The following is a 15,254-nucleotide window of genomic DNA, read 5'->3' on the forward strand; positions in this document are numbered from 1 at the left end:
TCTGTCGATCAGCGCCACCGCAATCCATGAGCGCCATCGCACCTCACTGCGCACTCTTCTCAAACGCAGCCGCCTTGTTCTCCATCAGTGCCAGCGCTTCTCCCGCCAGATAAAGCGAACCCGCGATCAGCACCCGCCCCTCCGCCTTCACAGCGCCCAAGGCATCAACCACACGCGCATGCGTCGTCACAGCTCGGGCCTCAAGTCCAAGCCCATTCCAAATCTCCCGCAGCGCCTCGGGAGTCAGCGCACGCGGTGATTCAAATCCCGTGAAATGCCAGCTCGCAGCAATGGGCGCAAGCTCACGCAGCACCGCAGCGGTATCCTTGCCAGCCACAGCGCCAAAGATGATCTCCGCCTTCTCATTCGGAAACTGCTCGCCCCAGGTTTGCGCCAGCACACGCGCAGCATCGATGTTATGCGCCCCGTCAATGATGCAACCGCCCACTTTTTGAAACCGCGCAGGCCATTGCACCTCACGCAAACCGCGCGCAATCACCTCCTCATCCAAGTTGAATCCTGCCGCCCTCAGTGCCGCCACAGCCATCGCCGCATTCCACCGCTGATGCGGACCCACGAGCCCCGTCTCTCCATGCCAGGGCGTTTCGACAATCGTAAGCGGCGCTTCACGCTCGGCAGCGGCACGTGAAATCACCTCCAGCGCTTCAGCCTCCTGCCTCATCGTCACCACCGGCACCCCCGGCTTGATGATGCCCGCCTTCTCAGCCGCAATCTTCGCCAGCGTATCCCCCAGCATGTCCATGTGATCCCAGCCGATCGGAGTAATGACACTCACCGCAGGCATGATCGCATTCGTCGCATCCAGCCGCCCGCCAAGCCCCGTCTCCAGCACCACCCACGGATTGCCACGCTGCGCGAACCATTCCAACGCTAGGGCCAGCGTCAGCTCAAAGAACGTCGGATGCGGGTCCCATCCCGCCACACGTTCACGCAATCGCACGACACCTGCCGCGATTTCGTCTGACGTGATCATGCGCTCAGCATCCCGAATGCGCTCCCCAAACTGAATCAAATGCGGCGAAGTGAACAACCCCGCGTTGATGCCAGCCGCCTTCAAAATCGACTGCATGAAGGCGCAGGTCGAGCCCTTGCCATTCGTCCCCGCCACGTGAATGAACTTCTGCCCCGCCGCCGGCAGCTTCAGCTCGCTCAGCAGTCGCTGCACATTGTCCAGCCCCAGCTTGATGCCGTAGAACTGGGTGCTGTAGAGCCAGTCGATTTCTTTTTGCGCCGTATCGTTCATCATTCCTTTTCCGCACGGTGCCTGCGCCGCAGCAGGGTGCAAGCAGCCAAGAAACAAGATCGTCAGATTGGATTCCCATTTCCCACCCGGCACTCACGGCTATCATGCACGCGCATGTCTTTGACTCCCGCTTCTGACTCCTCGACCTGGATTAAACGCTTCTGGTGGCTGCTCGCCGCCGTTTTCATCGCACGCATCGGCGTGATGCTGCTGTTTGTACATGGCGCGGATCTCGCAGGAGACGAGGCCTACTACTGGGACTGGGGCCGTCGGCCAGACTGGTGCTACTACAGCAAGCCGCCCATGATCGGCTGGATGATGGGCGTCATCGGCGCGCTCACGGGCAATGCCGAGTGGGGCATCCGCTTCGCGGCTCTGCTGCTGGGTACGGCCACTCTGGTCATCATCCACCGTATCGCTCTGGTGCTGTTTGATGCACGCACAGCTTTCCTCACCGCCGTGCTGGTGCTTCTGACCATTGCCAATGCCGGGTTGAACCTCCTGTTCACCATCGATGCTCCCCTTCTTCTGTGCTGGACGCTGGGCCTGCTGCTCTTCTGGTATGCCGCGCAAAAACCAACGTGCAACACGCGCTGGCTGGCACTCGCTCTCGTGATCGGCGTCGGCACCCTGAGCAAGCAGATGATGCTCGCCTTTCCGGCGCTCATGCTGGTTTTCGCCGCCGTTTCACGCGAAGACCGCGCCCTGCTGCGCAATCCGCGCATGTGGCTCTCCATTCTCCTTGGCATGGCCTTCATCATCCCCGTGCTGCAATGGAACCAAAACCACGCCTGGATCACCTTGGAGCACACCAAGCATCACTTCGACACCTCAAACCTCAGTTTCGGCCGCTGGTTGAGCCGCACCTTGGAAAACGTCGGCCTGCAGGCGCTCATCTACACCCCGGTGACGTTTGTCGCGCTCGTTGCAGCCATGAGAGCAGCGGTGAAGCAGCGCAAAAATCTCTCCCGCCCGCTCCTGTTCCTCACCCTGGCCTCCGCTCCGGCGCTGGCCTGCTTTGCGGTGCTGGCATTGCGTCAGCGTATCAATCCAAACTGGCCCGCCGCCTTCTTTGTGCCTGCATTCGTTCTGGCGGCGGCATGGCTGCGCGGGGCCGCACCGTTCAAGCTGCATCCCGGCTGGGAGCGCTGGTCCCTGCGGGTCGGCGGTGCCTTGGTCCTCATCGTGCATCTCGCGCTCGTCATCATCTTCACCACGGAGCTGAAAGGCATCGACAAGCTCGCCAGCCTGCGCGGCTGGAATGAAGCCGGCATCGAGGCCCAGAAATTCCTCGATCAGGTGCCAAGGCCGCAGAACACCTTCGTCATGGCCCTCGGCCATCGCTACCACGCAGCAGAGATGGCCTTCTACATGCCCTCGCATCCTCGCCTCTATCGCTGGGAGCCCAGCGACTCGGTGCAGTCCCAGTATGAAATCTGGCCCGGCCCCGAAGAACGCATCGGCGACGATGCCCTGATTCTCGAACCCGGCCCTGTTCCCGCTCTTTTGCAAAACACCCTCTTCACCACCGCCTTCGAAAAACTCGAATTCCGTGGCAGCATCCGCGTCCCGCTGGGGAAAGAAGTGCGCGAGTTCAGTGTCTATCTCGGACACAATTTGAAACAGTGGAAGCCTGTGCCCACAAAATGAACGCCTGGGATCTCAGCCTGCTGCATCAAATCAACACCGCCTGGTCCCACCAGGCGCTCGACTGGTTGATGCCCGCCCTTTCCGCCATCGAGGCATGGCTGCCCCTCATCATCGCCGCCGTGCTGATCACCGCATGGCGCGGCGGCAAACGTGCCCGCATCATGCTGCTCTGCCTCGGCATCGCCATCGGCCTCGGCGACGGCGTGATCTCCAACACCCTGAAAAAATCCATCGGCCGCGTGCGTCCCCGCGATGCCCGCAGTGATGTCATCGTGCGCGATCTCGGCACCGCCTCACCCGCCTTCATGCGCTTGTTCCAGCAGCCTGTGGTCAAACCCAGCGAACCAAACGGCGCGACCACTGGCAAATCCTTCCCCTCCAGCCACACCGTCAACATGTTCGCAGCCGCCACGGTCATCGCCTGCTTCTACCGCCGCGCCGGCCTGTTCATGTATCTCCTGGCAGCCGCAGTTGGCTATTCACGCATCTACTGTGGCGCACACTGGCCCAGCGACATCCCGCCCTCGATGGCCATCGGCATCTTGGTGGGCCTTGGAGTGGTGTTCGCATCGAGGAGTTTCCTCCGTCAGGCGTGACTCGCCATCATTCAAACAGCACCCACGGCGCCTTCGGATAATTTTCCTTCGCCGCCTCCATCACGCCGATGTCTCCGGCGAAGCCTTGGTGCAGAACCTTCCAGCCACCTTTGCCGTCTTTTTGCAGCAGCGCGAAAAAGTCCAGTTCCATCTCCGCAGCGATATCTTCGTTTTTCGGTTTGCCTCCGACAGGATCCACGTGGCCGTTGAAGCGCGCCCATGAGCCGCTGACTCGCACCGTGCCGGTGAAAACCACGTCCCTCCCCACCTCCGCACTCACCGGCGCACGCATCGCATCCATGATGGCTTTGCGCTCCGGCGTCCCGGCCTTCGGCTCAGAGACTGGGATCTTGCTGAGCGGCTTCTTGAAGACCACCTTGCTGGGATCTTCGAGCTTCAGATGTGCGTCATTCTTGGGGTCCGCCAGCAGCTGACCTTCCCCAATGTAAAGTTTGTCGCCATCAAGCTTGAGCACCTCCTCCTCGGACTGCTCAGAGCCTTCGATCGTGTACTCAAACAGCACCCGGATGATGCCGTCGGTGACCTTTCCGCTGATCGTTCCATGCGCCCCATGCCCGTCAGGCTGTTTCGGCAGCCAGTTTTGCGTACCGGTGACCTTGTCCCCATCGATGGTAAGAGCGATGCGCGTGTATTCCTTGGCGTTCTCCTGCGCAAAAAACAGCGTCTGCGGTTCACCGGCTGAGACGACGGTGCTCAGCAGGAGCAGTGGAAGGATGAGAAACTTGTTCATGGCATCGAAGAGAAGAAAGAATAAAACACACCGCCCTGGATCAGAGCCCCGACCACAAACAGGATGGCAAACAGCCCGAGCAGCAGCTTGCGTTTGCTCCGCCAGAAAAACGCCAGCCCGGCCGGAACGCCCGCCGCCCCACAAAGCACCTGGCCGCCCATCATGCCAAAGATCAGCATCATGTGCTTGTCCGGGTCCGCCCTGCCCGAGTCATTCGCCATCACATCCGCAATGAACGCCATCGCACCCCACGCCAGGTGCGCGATGATCCAGAGCACGATGAAGAGGATGCCGCAGATCTTCCACACCACGGACACGCCCTCTTTGGCAGCAGTCGGCGAAGTCGCTTCGCTCATTTGCCTTTGATGAATTTCAGCACTTTTTCGATCGCGTCACCATGCTGCTTCAATGACTCCAGCGGGACGACGTTGAAGAGCATGGCTGCGGCAGGACTTACTTGGCCTTGATGGAGCCAATCATGGCACCGATGGCCGGCCCCTGCTTCTCACTGCCTTCTTTGGACGAAATGCAGGACAGCAGGATCCAGTTCTTGGCACCGGGTTTGGCGAGCAGCACAAGATTGATGAAAGCCTTGCCATTGTCATCTTCACCCTCGGCATTGAGGATGGCGATGCCCAGGCCGTCCTTCTGGCCCTTCTCCATCTCGTCGTACTTCATGTTCTTGAATTCCGAAACGGTCTCCTTGGCCTCTTTCACGGCAGCCTCAAGGCTGTCCAGCCCGGCTTCGAGTTCAGACAATTCTACGATCACACTGTCATCGTCCTTCGTCGGCGTGGCCATCAGACCTTCGTCGTCCAAATCCACCAGCCAGGTGTCGGGCAGCACGAAGGTGACGAGCGGAGTTGCTTTGGGAAAATCAACCGCCTTGTCAGCCGCGAGGGCCAGGGGTGCTGCGATGAGAGTGGCCAGACAAAGAAGAAGCGATGTTTTCATGATGTTGAGTGCAAAGCGCAACATTGTGCTGAGCCAGTACCCGAATAGGAAATCTCAGCAGGATGTTGTCAACCTCGACTCCGTGACTGTTCCACTTTCCCAAACCACCCTCACAACGGCCACTCGATCTCCGTCTCGCCATGCATGATTTCTGCAAGGACCGGCACATCCAGAAAATGTTCCAGCACCATCCGGTTGCTGATGCTCGCAGCATCGCGCTCTTCCTGGACGTAGTTCAGAATGATTCCGGCACACGTGAGGCCACGGGCCTGAATGTTGCGCACGGTCAGAATCGTGTGGTTCAGGCACCCAAGCTTGTTGTTCACCACCACGATCACCGGCAGCGCCAGACGCTGCGCAAAGTCGGCCATCGTCGAAAATTCGTTGAGCGGCACTTCCCATCCCCCCGCCCCCTCGACGAGGACGTGTTCGTGGCGCTGCGCCAGCCCCTGATAGCAGGCGATGACCTCGTTCAGTTCAATACGCCGGTTTTCCATCAAAGCAGCGGCGTAAGGTGCAGCCGGCACCTTGAACCATACCGGATTCACCTCCTCGACAGTCAGCCCCTCGCTCCCGGCATTGGCCAGATGAATCGCATCATCACGTGATCCACAGACAAAAGGCTTGAAGCCGGCCACGGTTTTACCGCTGCGCTTCAAAGCTTCGAGCAGCAGACAGGTGACGTAAGTCTTGCCTGCGTCCGTGTCGGTGCCGGTGATGAAGTAGTGTGACATCAGCCGATCTGAGCAAGAACTGCAGACGCAATCTTATCCGCCTGCGCTTCAAGATACTCCACATCGCGGCCTTCAACCAGCAGGCGGATCAGCGATTCCGTACCCGAGTAGCGCAGCAGCACACGACCGTAGTCGCCCAGCTTTTTCTCCGTCTCCTTGATGATCTTCTGCGCCTCGACGAGCTGGTCCACCGGCGGCTTCGTGCGCACGCGCAGGTTGCGCGAGCACTGCGGGAATTTTTTGAGGCACTTGCGCAGCTCGCTCAGCGGCTCGCCCGTTTCCTTCATGATGCGCAGAATCTGCAGACCCGCGATCAATCCGTCCCCGGTCGTGGCCCAGTCGCCAAAGATGATGTGGCCGCTCTGCTCGCCGCCGAAGTTCAGTCCGCGTGCGCGCATTTCTTCGAGCACATAGCGGTCGCCCACACCCGTGCGGATGACACGGCCGCCCAGACGCGAAACGAGATCGTCCAGCCCGTAGTTGCTCATCACCGTGACGGCCAGCGTGTTCTGCTTCAGCGTGCCTTTGCGCAGCATGGATTCTGCGGCGATCGCCATCAGTTCATCACCGTCCAGTGCGATGGCTTCTTCATCGCACAACGCGCTGCGGTCCGCATCGCCATCATGCGCGATGCCGGCCTGCGCCTGGCACTGGCGCACGATGCGTTCGATCTCATCCGCGTGCGTGCAGCCGCACTCTTCGTTGATGTTAAAGCCATCCGGTTCGGAGTGGTACACCTGCACGTCGGCACCGAGCTGCTCCAAAGCGAGCGCGCTGGTGAAAGATGAAGCGCCATGCGCGTTGTCCAGCGCGACACGCATGCCGTCGAGCCGCACACCTGCCATCGAGGCAATCGCGTGCGCCACATAACGGTCCACGCCGTCCGCCAGCTTGGTGATGCGGCCAATGCCCCGGCCTTCCGGACGCGGCGTGTCTTCATTGCCAAGCACCAGGCGCTCAATCGCGACCTCCGTCTTGTCATTGAGCTTGTGACCGTCGCCATGGACGAATTTGATGCCGTTGTCCTTGAAAGGATTGTGCGAAGCCGAAACGATCACTCCAAAGTTCGCGCCGAGCTGCGCGCTGAGCATGGCCACCGCCGGCGTGGGCACCTGTCCCACGAGGATGACATCCACCCCCGCGGAATTCAGACCCGCCGCCAGCGCGGACTCAAGCATTTCGCCAGAAGCACGCGTGTCGCGGCCCAGCACGGCTTTGGGGCGTTCACCGCCCTCCGGTTTGCCGCCGAGCACCACGGCGGAAGCCTGCGCGAGGCGCATGACAAACTCAGGGGTCATTGGGTGACGATTGGCCACGGCACGGACGCCGTCGGTGCCGAAGAACTGGCGCTTTTCAGACATAGGACGGCGCTTCTAGCGCAGGACTTCCAGAGTGTCAAAGCCCGGCGCTGCCACTCCCTGCCGTCCCCGGCGTGCGCGCAGGCGGAATCGAAGCATTCGGCGGCGAAAGCATGGGCTCCAGTTCCGAGGGGAGCTGCACCGGCGCAGGAATCACCGGCGTGAGCTGGGAAGGCGCCGGAGAAGACGGCACGGGAATCCTCGCGGGTGGCGGCATCGAGTAAGACGGCATGTTGCGGGCGTCCTGCGCCTTGATCATGAACCAGAACAAAAAAGCCAGCACCAGGGAGATGATCTTCTCCCGCCAGTTCCGCATGATGAATTCTTTAAGCTGATTTCCCCAGTTCATGACTGCCCTCCGGTGCGGATTCTGAACCTGTCGCGACGCCGTTGTTGAGAATTTCATTGATGCGCTGGCGCAGTTTCATCGGCTCCAGATCATGCTCCAGCCTGCCCTGAAAACACAGCGAGAGCGCCCCGGTCTCCTCGGAAACGACCAGCGCGATCGCGTCCGTCTCTTCCGAGATGCCCATCCCCGCCCGATGTCGCAGGCCGATCGCTCGGTCCTGAATATCACGCTGGCTCACCGGAAAAACACAGCCTGCCGCGGAGATGCGGCCCTGGTCAATGATCGCCCCGCCATCATGCAGCGAAGTCTTGGGCTGAAAAATCGTGGTGACCAGTTCATTCGAAATGACCGCATCCAGCTCCACACCCGACTCAGCATAAGGCTTGAGATCAATGCCACGCTTCAGCGCAAACAGCGCCCCGCAGCGGCGTGACGACAGCTGCTGCATCGCCTCCAGCAGCACATCCAGCACCTCGGGATCCGGACGATTGAAGGAAAAAATACGGCTGCTGCCCAGCTCCGCCAGCACTCGGCGCAGCTCCGGCTGAAAAATGATGACCAGCGCGATCGCAAGGAAGACCGAGAATCGTTGCAGCAGGCTGCTGATGACGGACAGCTCCAGCAGCAGCGAGATCAAGGCCAGGCTCAGCAACAGCACCAGCAGCCCCGTCAGAATGCGTGCGCCACGTGTGGCCCGGAAAAACAGATACCCATGATACGCCAGGGCGGCGAGGATCAAAATCTCCACGCCGTCGCGCCAGTGTGCTGTCAAAAAGTTCCACATGCCGTTCGCTCCGTCCTGCTCCGTGAAACTATCGCACGGGGTGAATTGTTTCTCAAAAGAAGAATCGTTTTGGCCTGTGATTCACGGCAGCTAGGATGCACCCGCATGTCACGCACCAGCCCCAGCGCCGCCGCCACGCCAAAACAGAGCGATCTGTTTGGCGCGCCTGTTGTGGTTGAGGCGCCCGCTCCACAGGCAGCCGTGCCAATTGCCCGCGTGCAGCTGGAAGGTGCCGCCGCCATGGAGCTCGACTACGCCATTCCAGAGAACCTTTCGGGCGAGATCGTCGTCGGCTCGCGCGTCATGGTCCCCCTGCAAAACCGGCGCATGAATGCCGTGGTGCTTGAGCTGCTGAAGGAGTCACCTCATCGCGGCCGGCTCAAGGAGATCGCCTCCATCGTGGCCAAGCGGCCCATGTTCACCCCCGGACTGCTCAAACTCGCACGCTGGATCGCGGAGTACTACCTCGTCTCCGTTCACACCGTGCTGCGCACCATGCTGCCGCAGGCGGTGCGGGACAAACCGGGCAGTTTCGTGATGGACAGCCATCTCAAACTCCTGCGCGAACCACCGCCGGACGCATTTGAAAAGCTGCGGCACAAGGCACCGATGCAGGCACGCGTGCTGGACATCCTGCGCAGTTGCAAAGGCGAGGCGACGCTCAGCCAGATCCGCAAAGACGTGCCCCGTGCCGCCTCCATTCTCCCCTCCCTGATCAAAGCAGGCTGGATTACCCGCAGCGAAGTCCGCGTGGAACGCGATCCGTTCCACGACGAGGCCTTCCTTCCCAGCCAGGCGCTGACATTCACGGATGAACAGCAGGCCGCCTATACCCGCGTCGCCGCAGCGATTGATTCCACGGAGCAGACCAAACCCATCCTGCTGCACGGCATCACCGGCAGCGGCAAGACCGAAGTCTATCTCCAGGCCATCGCCCGTGTGCTGGAGCGTGGTGGCACCGCTCTCGTGCTGGTGCCGGAAATCGCGCTGACACCGCAGACCATCGAGCGCTTCAAGGCCCGGTTCTCCGATCGCAGTGATCGCATCGCCGTCCTTCACAGTCATTTGAGCGACGGCGAACGCCACGACGAGTGGTACAAAATTCACGAAGACCGTGCCGACATCGTCATCGGTGCCCGCAGCGCGATTTTTGCCCCGCTTGAACGCCTCGGCATCATCATTGTGGACGAGGAGCATGAGCCCTCATTCAAGCAGGACGAAAAACCACGCTACCATGCGCGGGATGTCGCCGTGGTGCGTGGCAGCATCGAAAAATGCGTCGTCCTGCTCGGCAGCGCCACACCAAGCCTCGAATCCTTCGAAAATGCCACGAGCGGCAAGTACGAACTGCTGAAGCTGTTGAACCGCACGGACGGCCGCACTTTGCCGCTGATCCGCATCGTCGATATGCGCATGGAACGGCGCAAAGGCACCGGCACCAGCGTGGCAAATACTGGCATCCTCTCTGAAAAACTCCGCACCGCGATCACCTCACGCCTGGAAAAAAAGGAGCAGACCATCCTGTTTTTGAACCGTCGTGGTTTCAACACCTCCCTCGCCTGCCTCGCCTGTGGTGAGACCGTGCAGTGCCAGGACTGCAGCATTCCCATGACGCTTCACAAGCACGAGAACCGCCTCGTCTGCCATGTCTGCGGTTCGCGGCGCCTGCCGCCGTCGAAATGCCCCTCCTGCCAGGAGCCCGGCCTGAAATTCGCCGGTTATGGCACCGAACGTGTCGAAACCGTGGTGCGCGAAGTGTTCCCCCACGCTCGCATCGCCCGCGTGGATACGGACACCATCCAGCGCAAAAACCAGCTCCGCGACCTCCTGCGGGATTTCCGTGCGCAGAAAATCGATCTCATCATCGGCACCCAGATGATCGCCAAGGGCCTTGATTTCCCCAATGTCACGCTCGTCGGAGTCCTGAATGCCGATCTCGCGCTCAATCTGCCGGATTTCCGCGCGGCGGAGCGCACCCTTCAGCTCCTCGTTCAGGTCGCCGGCCGTGCGGGGCGTGGCGAGGTCAAAGGAGAGGTCGTCGTGCAAACCCACGCACCTCACAGCCCGGCCGTGCAGTTTTCCCGTCACAATGACTTCGAGGGCTTCGCCCAGCAGGAATTGGAGCAGCGGCGCGCCTTTCATTACCCGCCCTACACCCACGTGGTCATCCTCGCCAGCCGGGGAAAACACCAGGCCATGGCCGAATTTGCCCTGCAAACACTTCACAAACGCCTCTTGGAGGGCCTGCCCGAAGACGTCCTCATGGGCGAGCCTGCCCCCTGTGCCATGGCGAAGGCGCACGGGCAGTTTCGCTACCAGCTCCTTCTACGGGCGGCCAAAATCCGCCCCCTCTGCCGCCACATCCAGCAAGTTCTGCAGGCCACCACCCTCCCCCAGGACGTCATTGTGACCTGGGATGTCGATCCCGTGTCACTTTTGTAAATTATCCTTTGTCGATTCGAAGAATCGAAGGGAACGTTGACATCAAGCGTCCCGATTCAATATTGCCCCCCCTACATGACGACAGAGAAACGCACCTCCTGCCTCCGCCTCGGATGTCTAGCCATCCTGGCCTTTGCGCTTTCTGCCTGTTCGAGCACGACGAAAGGTCCGGGCGGCCAGATCTCCAAGGTGAAGTACTACCACCTGATGCCGTTCTTCACGCCACAGACGACGAACCCGACCATTCTGTTTGAGCGCCAGCACTTCATTTACGGCGCAGTGACCAAGAAGGACATCATTGACCGCTTCGGCCACTACTACGCGTTTTTCTGGAAGACTACGGACCGCACCGGCCCGGTGACGGTCAAGTTCGAATACCAGCAGGCGAAGTCAGGCCTCAGCAAACGTGTTCAAGAGCAGGTCGTCGAAGACATTCACCGCAGCAACGTTTCCAAATTCCAGGTCGTCGGCCCAGAATACCAAAAAAGTGGCCGGGTAATCGCATGGCGCATCAGTATTTTGCGCGGCAAGGAAGAACTGGTCAGCCAGCAATCCGCGCTCTGGAACTAAAACCGCAACGCATGACTCCTCCCACTCATATTCTTGTTGGCACCATCGGCCGCGTTTTCTGGATGAGGGTGGATGGACGAGGCACCTTTCAAAACAGCCTGCAGGCAAAAAAGGCTCTCCAACGCGTCGTTGCCCAGGGCATGCGCAATCTCGTCGTCGATCTCGAGCGCTGTCCCATGATGGACTCCACCTTTCTCGGCATGCTCACGGGTGCTGCCTTGAATCTCCGCGAATCCGGTGGCGGCTCCTTGAGCGTCGTCAACGCCAACCAGCGCAATCTGCAGCTGCTCACCAGCCTCGGACTGGACCACATTCTTGAGCTGGACCGTGACGGCAATCTCTGGGAAGCCGAACGCAAGGAAGTCTGCGACGCGCTCCAGCATTGCGGCGAATCCACCGCTGAATGCAAGGAAGTGCAGACCCAGCACGTGCTCTCCGCTCATCAGGCCCTCGCTGAAGTCAGCGACGCCAACGAAAGCCGTTTTCACGATGTGATCGAATTTTTGGAAAAAGAGCTGGAGGCTGGCACATCTGCTGTTCCTGCCTAGGCGCCCCCGGATGAGCCGGGCCGCCTCCTACCCCCATGATCATCGCTCTTCTTGTCCTGATCGTACTGCTGATGACGGCGGGACTGGTAATGCTGGCAAAAATTGCACGTCAGCAAAAGCACGCCATCGCGGCGCTCCGGGCCGAGGAAGAGGCCATCGTGGCCGAAGAACGCCGCATGTTTCACTACCTGCACGATCTCGGCGAGGCCATCTGGCGCGACGATCAGCAGGCTTCCATGTACCGCTTGATTGTTGAAGGCGCCATTCGTGTGACTCAAAGCACCGGCGGTGCCCTTTACCTCTACGACGAAGCCACGCAGCAGCTCGTGCCCCGGCACTACTCCGATTTTTGTGCACCCCTCATCAGCCTGCCCGAGCGCGTGCGGCAGCAGATGAAGGAGAATTCAGCCACTCTCCTCAGCACCCTGCGCATGCATGCAGAAAAAGTGCAGTCAGGTCTGCTCGGCAGCGTTTTCATGCAGCAAAAGACCGAGTTGATGCCCGATCTCGGCACGGACAAACGCCTCGGCGAGCACTTGGTGCCTTCCCAGCAGCACGTCACCGCCATGATCGGCCCTCTGAGCTTTGGCGTCCGCAGGCTCGGTGTTCTGGCCGTCACCTCTCCCAAAGAAGGCCGCAGCTACAACGCCAACGACTTCGAAGTCTTCAATTCACTCATCGAGCAGTCCGCCTTCGCCCTGGCCAATGCCATGTCTCATCAGGAGGCGGCCAAGAACCGCATGGATCAGCAGGAGCTCCAAAACGCCAGCCAGATCCAAAAGGTGCTCCTGCCAGATCGCGATCCTCAGGTCCCAGGCTTCATCATCGCGGGCAAAAACATCCCCGCTCGTACCCTCAGCGGTGATTATTTTGATTATTTCACGCTGCCAGACGGTCGGTTCGGTGCCGTCATTGCCGATGTTTCGGGCAAAGGCCTCGGTGCTGCCATGATCACGGTCATGTGCCGTACCCTGATGCGCGCCAATGCCTCCAGTTCCGCCTCCCCCAGCACCGTCCTCGGCGCCGTCAATCGCCAGATCGCTCCGGACATCCGCGAGGACATGTTCATCACCATGTCCTACCTCGTGGTCGAGCAGGACGGCTCGAACCTCACCCTCTCGCGTGCCGGCCACAATGCCGCGCTGCTCTGGCGCAAGGCCACCGGCAAGGTCGAGGCCATCCACCCTCCCGGCCTCGGTGTTGGCATCGACAAAGGCGCAGTCTTTGAGCGCGTCACCAAGGACGCCAGCTTCGAAATGCAGACCGGCGACTGCCTCCTGCTCTACACCGACGGCGTCAACGAGGCCATGGATCCCAAAGGCATCGAATTCGGCGAGGAACGCGTGGAGGAGGAACTCGCCAAACATGCCCCGAACGGGCCCAAAGCCGTCATCGGCGGCATCATCCTGGATTTGGAACACTTTTTGAAGGGGCGGCGCTCCCATGACGACATCACCTTGATTGCTATCCAGAAGACGGCATAGTCGCGGCCCCCCAAATCACCGCGAAAACTTATGACCGAGCCGAGTCCCGATACGACCCAGCAAGCACCTGTTGAAGAAATCCCCAATCCTGAAGCCGCCGCTCCAGGGGAGGAGGCAGCCCCGCTTGACCCCATCACGGCACTGACCCAGGAAGTCGAGCGCTGGAAAGACATGGCCTACCGCAGCCAGGCCGAGCTGGACAACTTCCGCAAACGCTCCGCCCGCGAGGCCCAGGAAACCCGCGCCTACGCCAATGGCGATCTCCTCCGCGCCTTGTGCCCCATCCTCGATAATTTCGACATGGGTCTCGAAGCCGCCCGCCAGGAGTCCGAAAAGTCCATGGTCTTCATGGGCATGAGCATGGTGAACCGCCAGCTTCAAGATTTCCTGCGCGACAGTGGTGCGCTGGAAATCGAAGCCCAGGGCAAAGTCTTTGACCCCAATCTTCACGAGGCCGTCGCCCAGGAAGCCAGCCCCACTGTCCCGGAGGGCACCGTCATCCGCGTCACCCGTCGTGGCTACAAGCTCAAGGACCGCCTCCTGCGTGCCGCCAGCGTCATCGTTTCCAGTGGTCCAACGCCCCCTGCAGAGGCGTAACCCCTTTTTCACACAGCTATGGCCGATAAACGCGATTATTACGAAGTCCTAGGCGTCTCCCGTGACGTCTCGGCCGAGGAGTTGAAGAAAGCCTACCGCAAGCTCGCGGTGAAGTTTCACCCCGACAAAAACCCGGACGACAAGTCGGCCGAAGGCAAGTTCAAGGAAGTGGGCGAAGCCTACGACGTCCTCAGCGACGAACAAAAACGCGCTGCGTACGACCGCTACGGCCATGCCGCCTTCGCCGGTGGCATGGGCGGGCCTTCCGCCGGTGGTCACGATCCCTTCGACATTTTCCGTGAAGTCTTCGGCGGCGGCGGTGGCGGCGGTATCTTTGAGCAGTTCTTCGGTGGCGGCGGTGGTGGCGGCGGCGGTCGTCGTCGCGACGGCCCGCAGCGCGGCAGCGACCTGCGCTACGGCATGGAAATCTCCCTCGAAGACGCCGCGCATGGCGTGGAGCGTGAGATTGAGTACGAACGCAGCGCCTCCTGCAAAGTCTGCTCCGGCTCCGGCTCGGCCAGCGGCGGCGGTAAAAAAACCTGCCGCACCTGCGGCGGCGTCGGCCAGGTCATCAGTTCACGTGGCTTCTTCCAGATCCAGCAGACCTGCCCGGATTGCAGTGGCAGTGGTGAAATGATCAGCGACCCCTGCCGCAATTGCAGCGGCACCGGTCGCTCCAAGGAACGCACCAAAGTCCGCGTCAAAGTGCCTGCAGGCATCGAAGACGGCTCCCGCCTCCGCTCCACCGGCAACGGGGATCTCGGCGTGAAAAACGGCCCTCCCGGCGATCTGTACATCGTCGTGCAGGTCAGAGCCCACGAAATCTTCGAGCGCGAAGGAAACGACCTCCACTGCGACATCCCGCTTTCCTTTGGTACCGCAGCCCTCGGTGGCGAACTCACCGTTCCCACCATGGAGGCCAAGGCTTCCGTCAAAGTGCCTGCGGGCACCCAAAACGGCACCACCTTCCGCCTGCGCGGCAAAGGCATGAAAATCTTGGGCGAAGACCGCTTCGGCGATCTCTACGTCCACGTGCAAATCGCCGTGCCCACCAAGCTCAATGCCGAGCAGCGCAGCAAACTCGACGAATTCGCCAAATCCCTCGGTGAACAAACCTCTCCCATGGAAGAGACCTTCTTCGAGAAGGCGAAAAAGTTTTTCCGCTAACCGCTC

The 15,254-nt window shown here is 60.7% G+C and carries 16 protein-coding genes; 8 read left to right on the plus strand and 8 right to left on the minus strand.

Features of this window, described 5'->3' with window-relative positions; genetic code table 11:
- Nucleotides 1–43: 43 nt before the first annotated feature.
- Nucleotides 44–1,267 (minus strand): bifunctional folylpolyglutamate synthase/dihydrofolate synthase, encoded by a 1,224-nt coding sequence (locus AC24GY_RS27820; protein WP_487689739.1) that lies wholly within the window; start codon nt 1,265–1,267, stop codon nt 44–46.
- Between the two features lie 111 nt (nt 1,268–1,378).
- On the opposite strand from AC24GY_RS27820, the gene AC24GY_RS27825 reads away from it, so the two are divergent.
- Complete coding sequence (locus AC24GY_RS27825; protein WP_487689741.1) at nt 1,379–2,914, plus strand: ArnT family glycosyltransferase; 1,536 nt, start codon at nt 1,379–1,381, stop codon at nt 2,912–2,914.
- Nucleotides 2,911–3,510: a phosphatase PAP2 family protein gene (locus AC24GY_RS27830; RefSeq protein ID WP_487689744.1), complete on the plus strand. Its 600-nt coding sequence runs from the start codon at nt 2,911–2,913 to the stop codon at nt 3,508–3,510. The genes AC24GY_RS27825 and AC24GY_RS27830 overlap by 4 nt, the downstream gene beginning before the upstream one ends.
- 7 nt (nt 3,511–3,517) lie before the next feature.
- Here AC24GY_RS27830 and AC24GY_RS27835 read toward each other — a convergent pair whose 3' ends face one another.
- The 7 genes from AC24GY_RS27835 to cdaA form a co-directional block, all read right to left on the minus strand.
- Nucleotides 3,518–4,261, minus strand: a complete 744-nt coding sequence (locus AC24GY_RS27835) for a hypothetical protein (protein WP_487689748.1) — start codon at nt 4,259–4,261, stop codon at nt 3,518–3,520.
- Nucleotides 4,258–4,617, minus strand: coding sequence for a hypothetical protein (locus tag AC24GY_RS27840; protein WP_487689751.1), 360 nt, complete (start codon nt 4,615–4,617; stop codon nt 4,258–4,260). Before AC24GY_RS27840 ends, AC24GY_RS27835 begins: the two co-directional genes overlap by 4 nt.
- 97 nt (nt 4,618–4,714) lie before the next feature.
- On the minus strand, nt 4,715–5,215 hold the full coding sequence (locus AC24GY_RS27845; RefSeq protein WP_487689754.1) for a hypothetical protein: 501 nt from the start codon (nt 5,213–5,215) through the stop codon (nt 4,715–4,717).
- 110 nt (nt 5,216–5,325) lie between these two features.
- A complete protein-coding gene (gene bioD, locus AC24GY_RS27850; protein ID WP_487689756.1) occupies nt 5,326–5,949 on the minus strand; it encodes a dethiobiotin synthase in 624 nt (207 codons plus the stop codon).
- Nucleotides 5,949–7,310: a phosphoglucosamine mutase gene (glmM, locus tag AC24GY_RS27855; RefSeq protein WP_422319483.1), complete on the minus strand. Its 1,362-nt coding sequence runs from the start codon at nt 7,308–7,310 to the stop codon at nt 5,949–5,951. Before glmM ends, bioD begins: the two co-directional genes overlap by 1 nt.
- Nucleotides 7,311–7,344: 34 nt before the next feature.
- Entirely contained in the window at nt 7,345–7,656 is a 312-nt protein-coding gene (locus AC24GY_RS27860) for a hypothetical protein (RefSeq protein ID WP_422319482.1), read from the minus strand.
- Nucleotides 7,634–8,440, minus strand: a complete 807-nt coding sequence (gene cdaA / locus AC24GY_RS27865; RefSeq protein WP_422319480.1) for a diadenylate cyclase CdaA — start codon at nt 8,438–8,440, stop codon at nt 7,634–7,636. Before cdaA ends, AC24GY_RS27860 begins: the two co-directional genes overlap by 23 nt.
- Nucleotides 8,441–8,545: 105 nt before the next feature.
- Here cdaA and priA point away from each other — a divergent pair, with 105 nt between their 5' ends.
- The 6 genes from priA to dnaJ all read left to right on the plus strand — a co-directional run bounded on the left by priA (nt 8,546) and on the right by dnaJ (nt 15,248).
- The gene (gene priA / locus AC24GY_RS27870) at nt 8,546–10,882 is read left to right on the plus strand and encodes a replication restart helicase PriA (RefSeq protein ID WP_487689760.1); all 2,337 of its coding nucleotides are present in this window, start codon (nt 8,546–8,548) and stop codon (nt 10,880–10,882) included.
- Nucleotides 10,883–10,957: 75 nt separating this feature from the next.
- Nucleotides 10,958–11,452: a hypothetical protein gene (locus tag AC24GY_RS27875; protein WP_422319476.1), complete on the plus strand. Its 495-nt coding sequence runs from the start codon at nt 10,958–10,960 to the stop codon at nt 11,450–11,452.
- A gap of 11 nt (nt 11,453–11,463) precedes the next feature.
- Nucleotides 11,464–12,000 carry an STAS domain-containing protein gene (locus tag AC24GY_RS27880; protein WP_422319474.1) on the plus strand — a complete coding sequence of 179 codons (537 nt, stop codon included), beginning with the start codon at nt 11,464–11,466 and terminating at the stop codon, nt 11,998–12,000.
- Between the two features lie 35 nt (nt 12,001–12,035).
- Nucleotides 12,036–13,484: a PP2C family protein-serine/threonine phosphatase gene (locus AC24GY_RS27885; RefSeq protein ID WP_422319472.1), complete on the plus strand. Its 1,449-nt coding sequence runs from the start codon at nt 12,036–12,038 to the stop codon at nt 13,482–13,484.
- A 30-nt stretch (nt 13,485–13,514) separates the two neighbouring features.
- A complete protein-coding gene (locus AC24GY_RS27890; RefSeq protein WP_487689763.1) occupies nt 13,515–14,081 on the plus strand; it encodes a nucleotide exchange factor GrpE in 567 nt (188 codons plus the stop codon).
- Nucleotides 14,082–14,099: 18 nt separating this feature from the next.
- The gene (gene dnaJ / locus AC24GY_RS27895) at nt 14,100–15,248 is read left to right on the plus strand and encodes a molecular chaperone DnaJ (protein ID WP_487689766.1); all 1,149 of its coding nucleotides are present in this window, start codon (nt 14,100–14,102) and stop codon (nt 15,246–15,248) included.
- The last annotated feature ends 6 nt before the right edge of the window (nt 15,249–15,254 follow it).

The organism is Prosthecobacter sp. Pr1 (assembly GCF_057652315.1).

Coding starts and splice junctions, on each gene's coding strand:
- AC24GY_RS27820 (WP_487689739.1), bottom strand. CDS start 1,267: ATGATGAACGATACGGCGCAAAAAGAAATCGACTGGCTCTACAGCACC.
- AC24GY_RS27825 (WP_487689741.1), top strand. CDS start 1,379: ATGTCTTTGACTCCCGCTTCTGACTCCTCGACCTGGATTAAACGCTTC.
- AC24GY_RS27830 (WP_487689744.1), top strand. CDS start 2,911: ATGAACGCCTGGGATCTCAGCCTGCTGCATCAAATCAACACCGCCTGG.
- AC24GY_RS27835 (WP_487689748.1), bottom strand. CDS start 4,261: ATGAACAAGTTTCTCATCCTTCCACTGCTCCTGCTGAGCACCGTCGTC.
- AC24GY_RS27840 (WP_487689751.1), bottom strand. CDS start 4,617: ATGAGCGAAGCGACTTCGCCGACTGCTGCCAAAGAGGGCGTGTCCGTG.
- AC24GY_RS27845 (WP_487689754.1), bottom strand. CDS start 5,215: ATGAAAACATCGCTTCTTCTTTGTCTGGCCACTCTCATCGCAGCACCC.
- bioD (WP_487689756.1), bottom strand. CDS start 5,949: ATGTCACACTACTTCATCACCGGCACCGACACGGACGCAGGCAAGACT.
- glmM (WP_422319483.1), bottom strand. CDS start 7,310: ATGTCTGAAAAGCGCCAGTTCTTCGGCACCGACGGCGTCCGTGCCGTG.
- AC24GY_RS27860 (WP_422319482.1), bottom strand. CDS start 7,656: ATGAACTGGGGAAATCAGCTTAAAGAATTCATCATGCGGAACTGGCGG.
- cdaA (WP_422319480.1), bottom strand. CDS start 8,440: ATGTGGAACTTTTTGACAGCACACTGGCGCGACGGCGTGGAGATTTTG.
- priA (WP_487689760.1), top strand. CDS start 8,546: ATGTCACGCACCAGCCCCAGCGCCGCCGCCACGCCAAAACAGAGCGAT.
- AC24GY_RS27875 (WP_422319476.1), top strand. CDS start 10,958: ATGACGACAGAGAAACGCACCTCCTGCCTCCGCCTCGGATGTCTAGCC.
- AC24GY_RS27880 (WP_422319474.1), top strand. CDS start 11,464: ATGACTCCTCCCACTCATATTCTTGTTGGCACCATCGGCCGCGTTTTC.
- AC24GY_RS27885 (WP_422319472.1), top strand. CDS start 12,036: ATGATCATCGCTCTTCTTGTCCTGATCGTACTGCTGATGACGGCGGGA.
- AC24GY_RS27890 (WP_487689763.1), top strand. CDS start 13,515: ATGACCGAGCCGAGTCCCGATACGACCCAGCAAGCACCTGTTGAAGAA.
- dnaJ (WP_487689766.1), top strand. CDS start 14,100: ATGGCCGATAAACGCGATTATTACGAAGTCCTAGGCGTCTCCCGTGAC.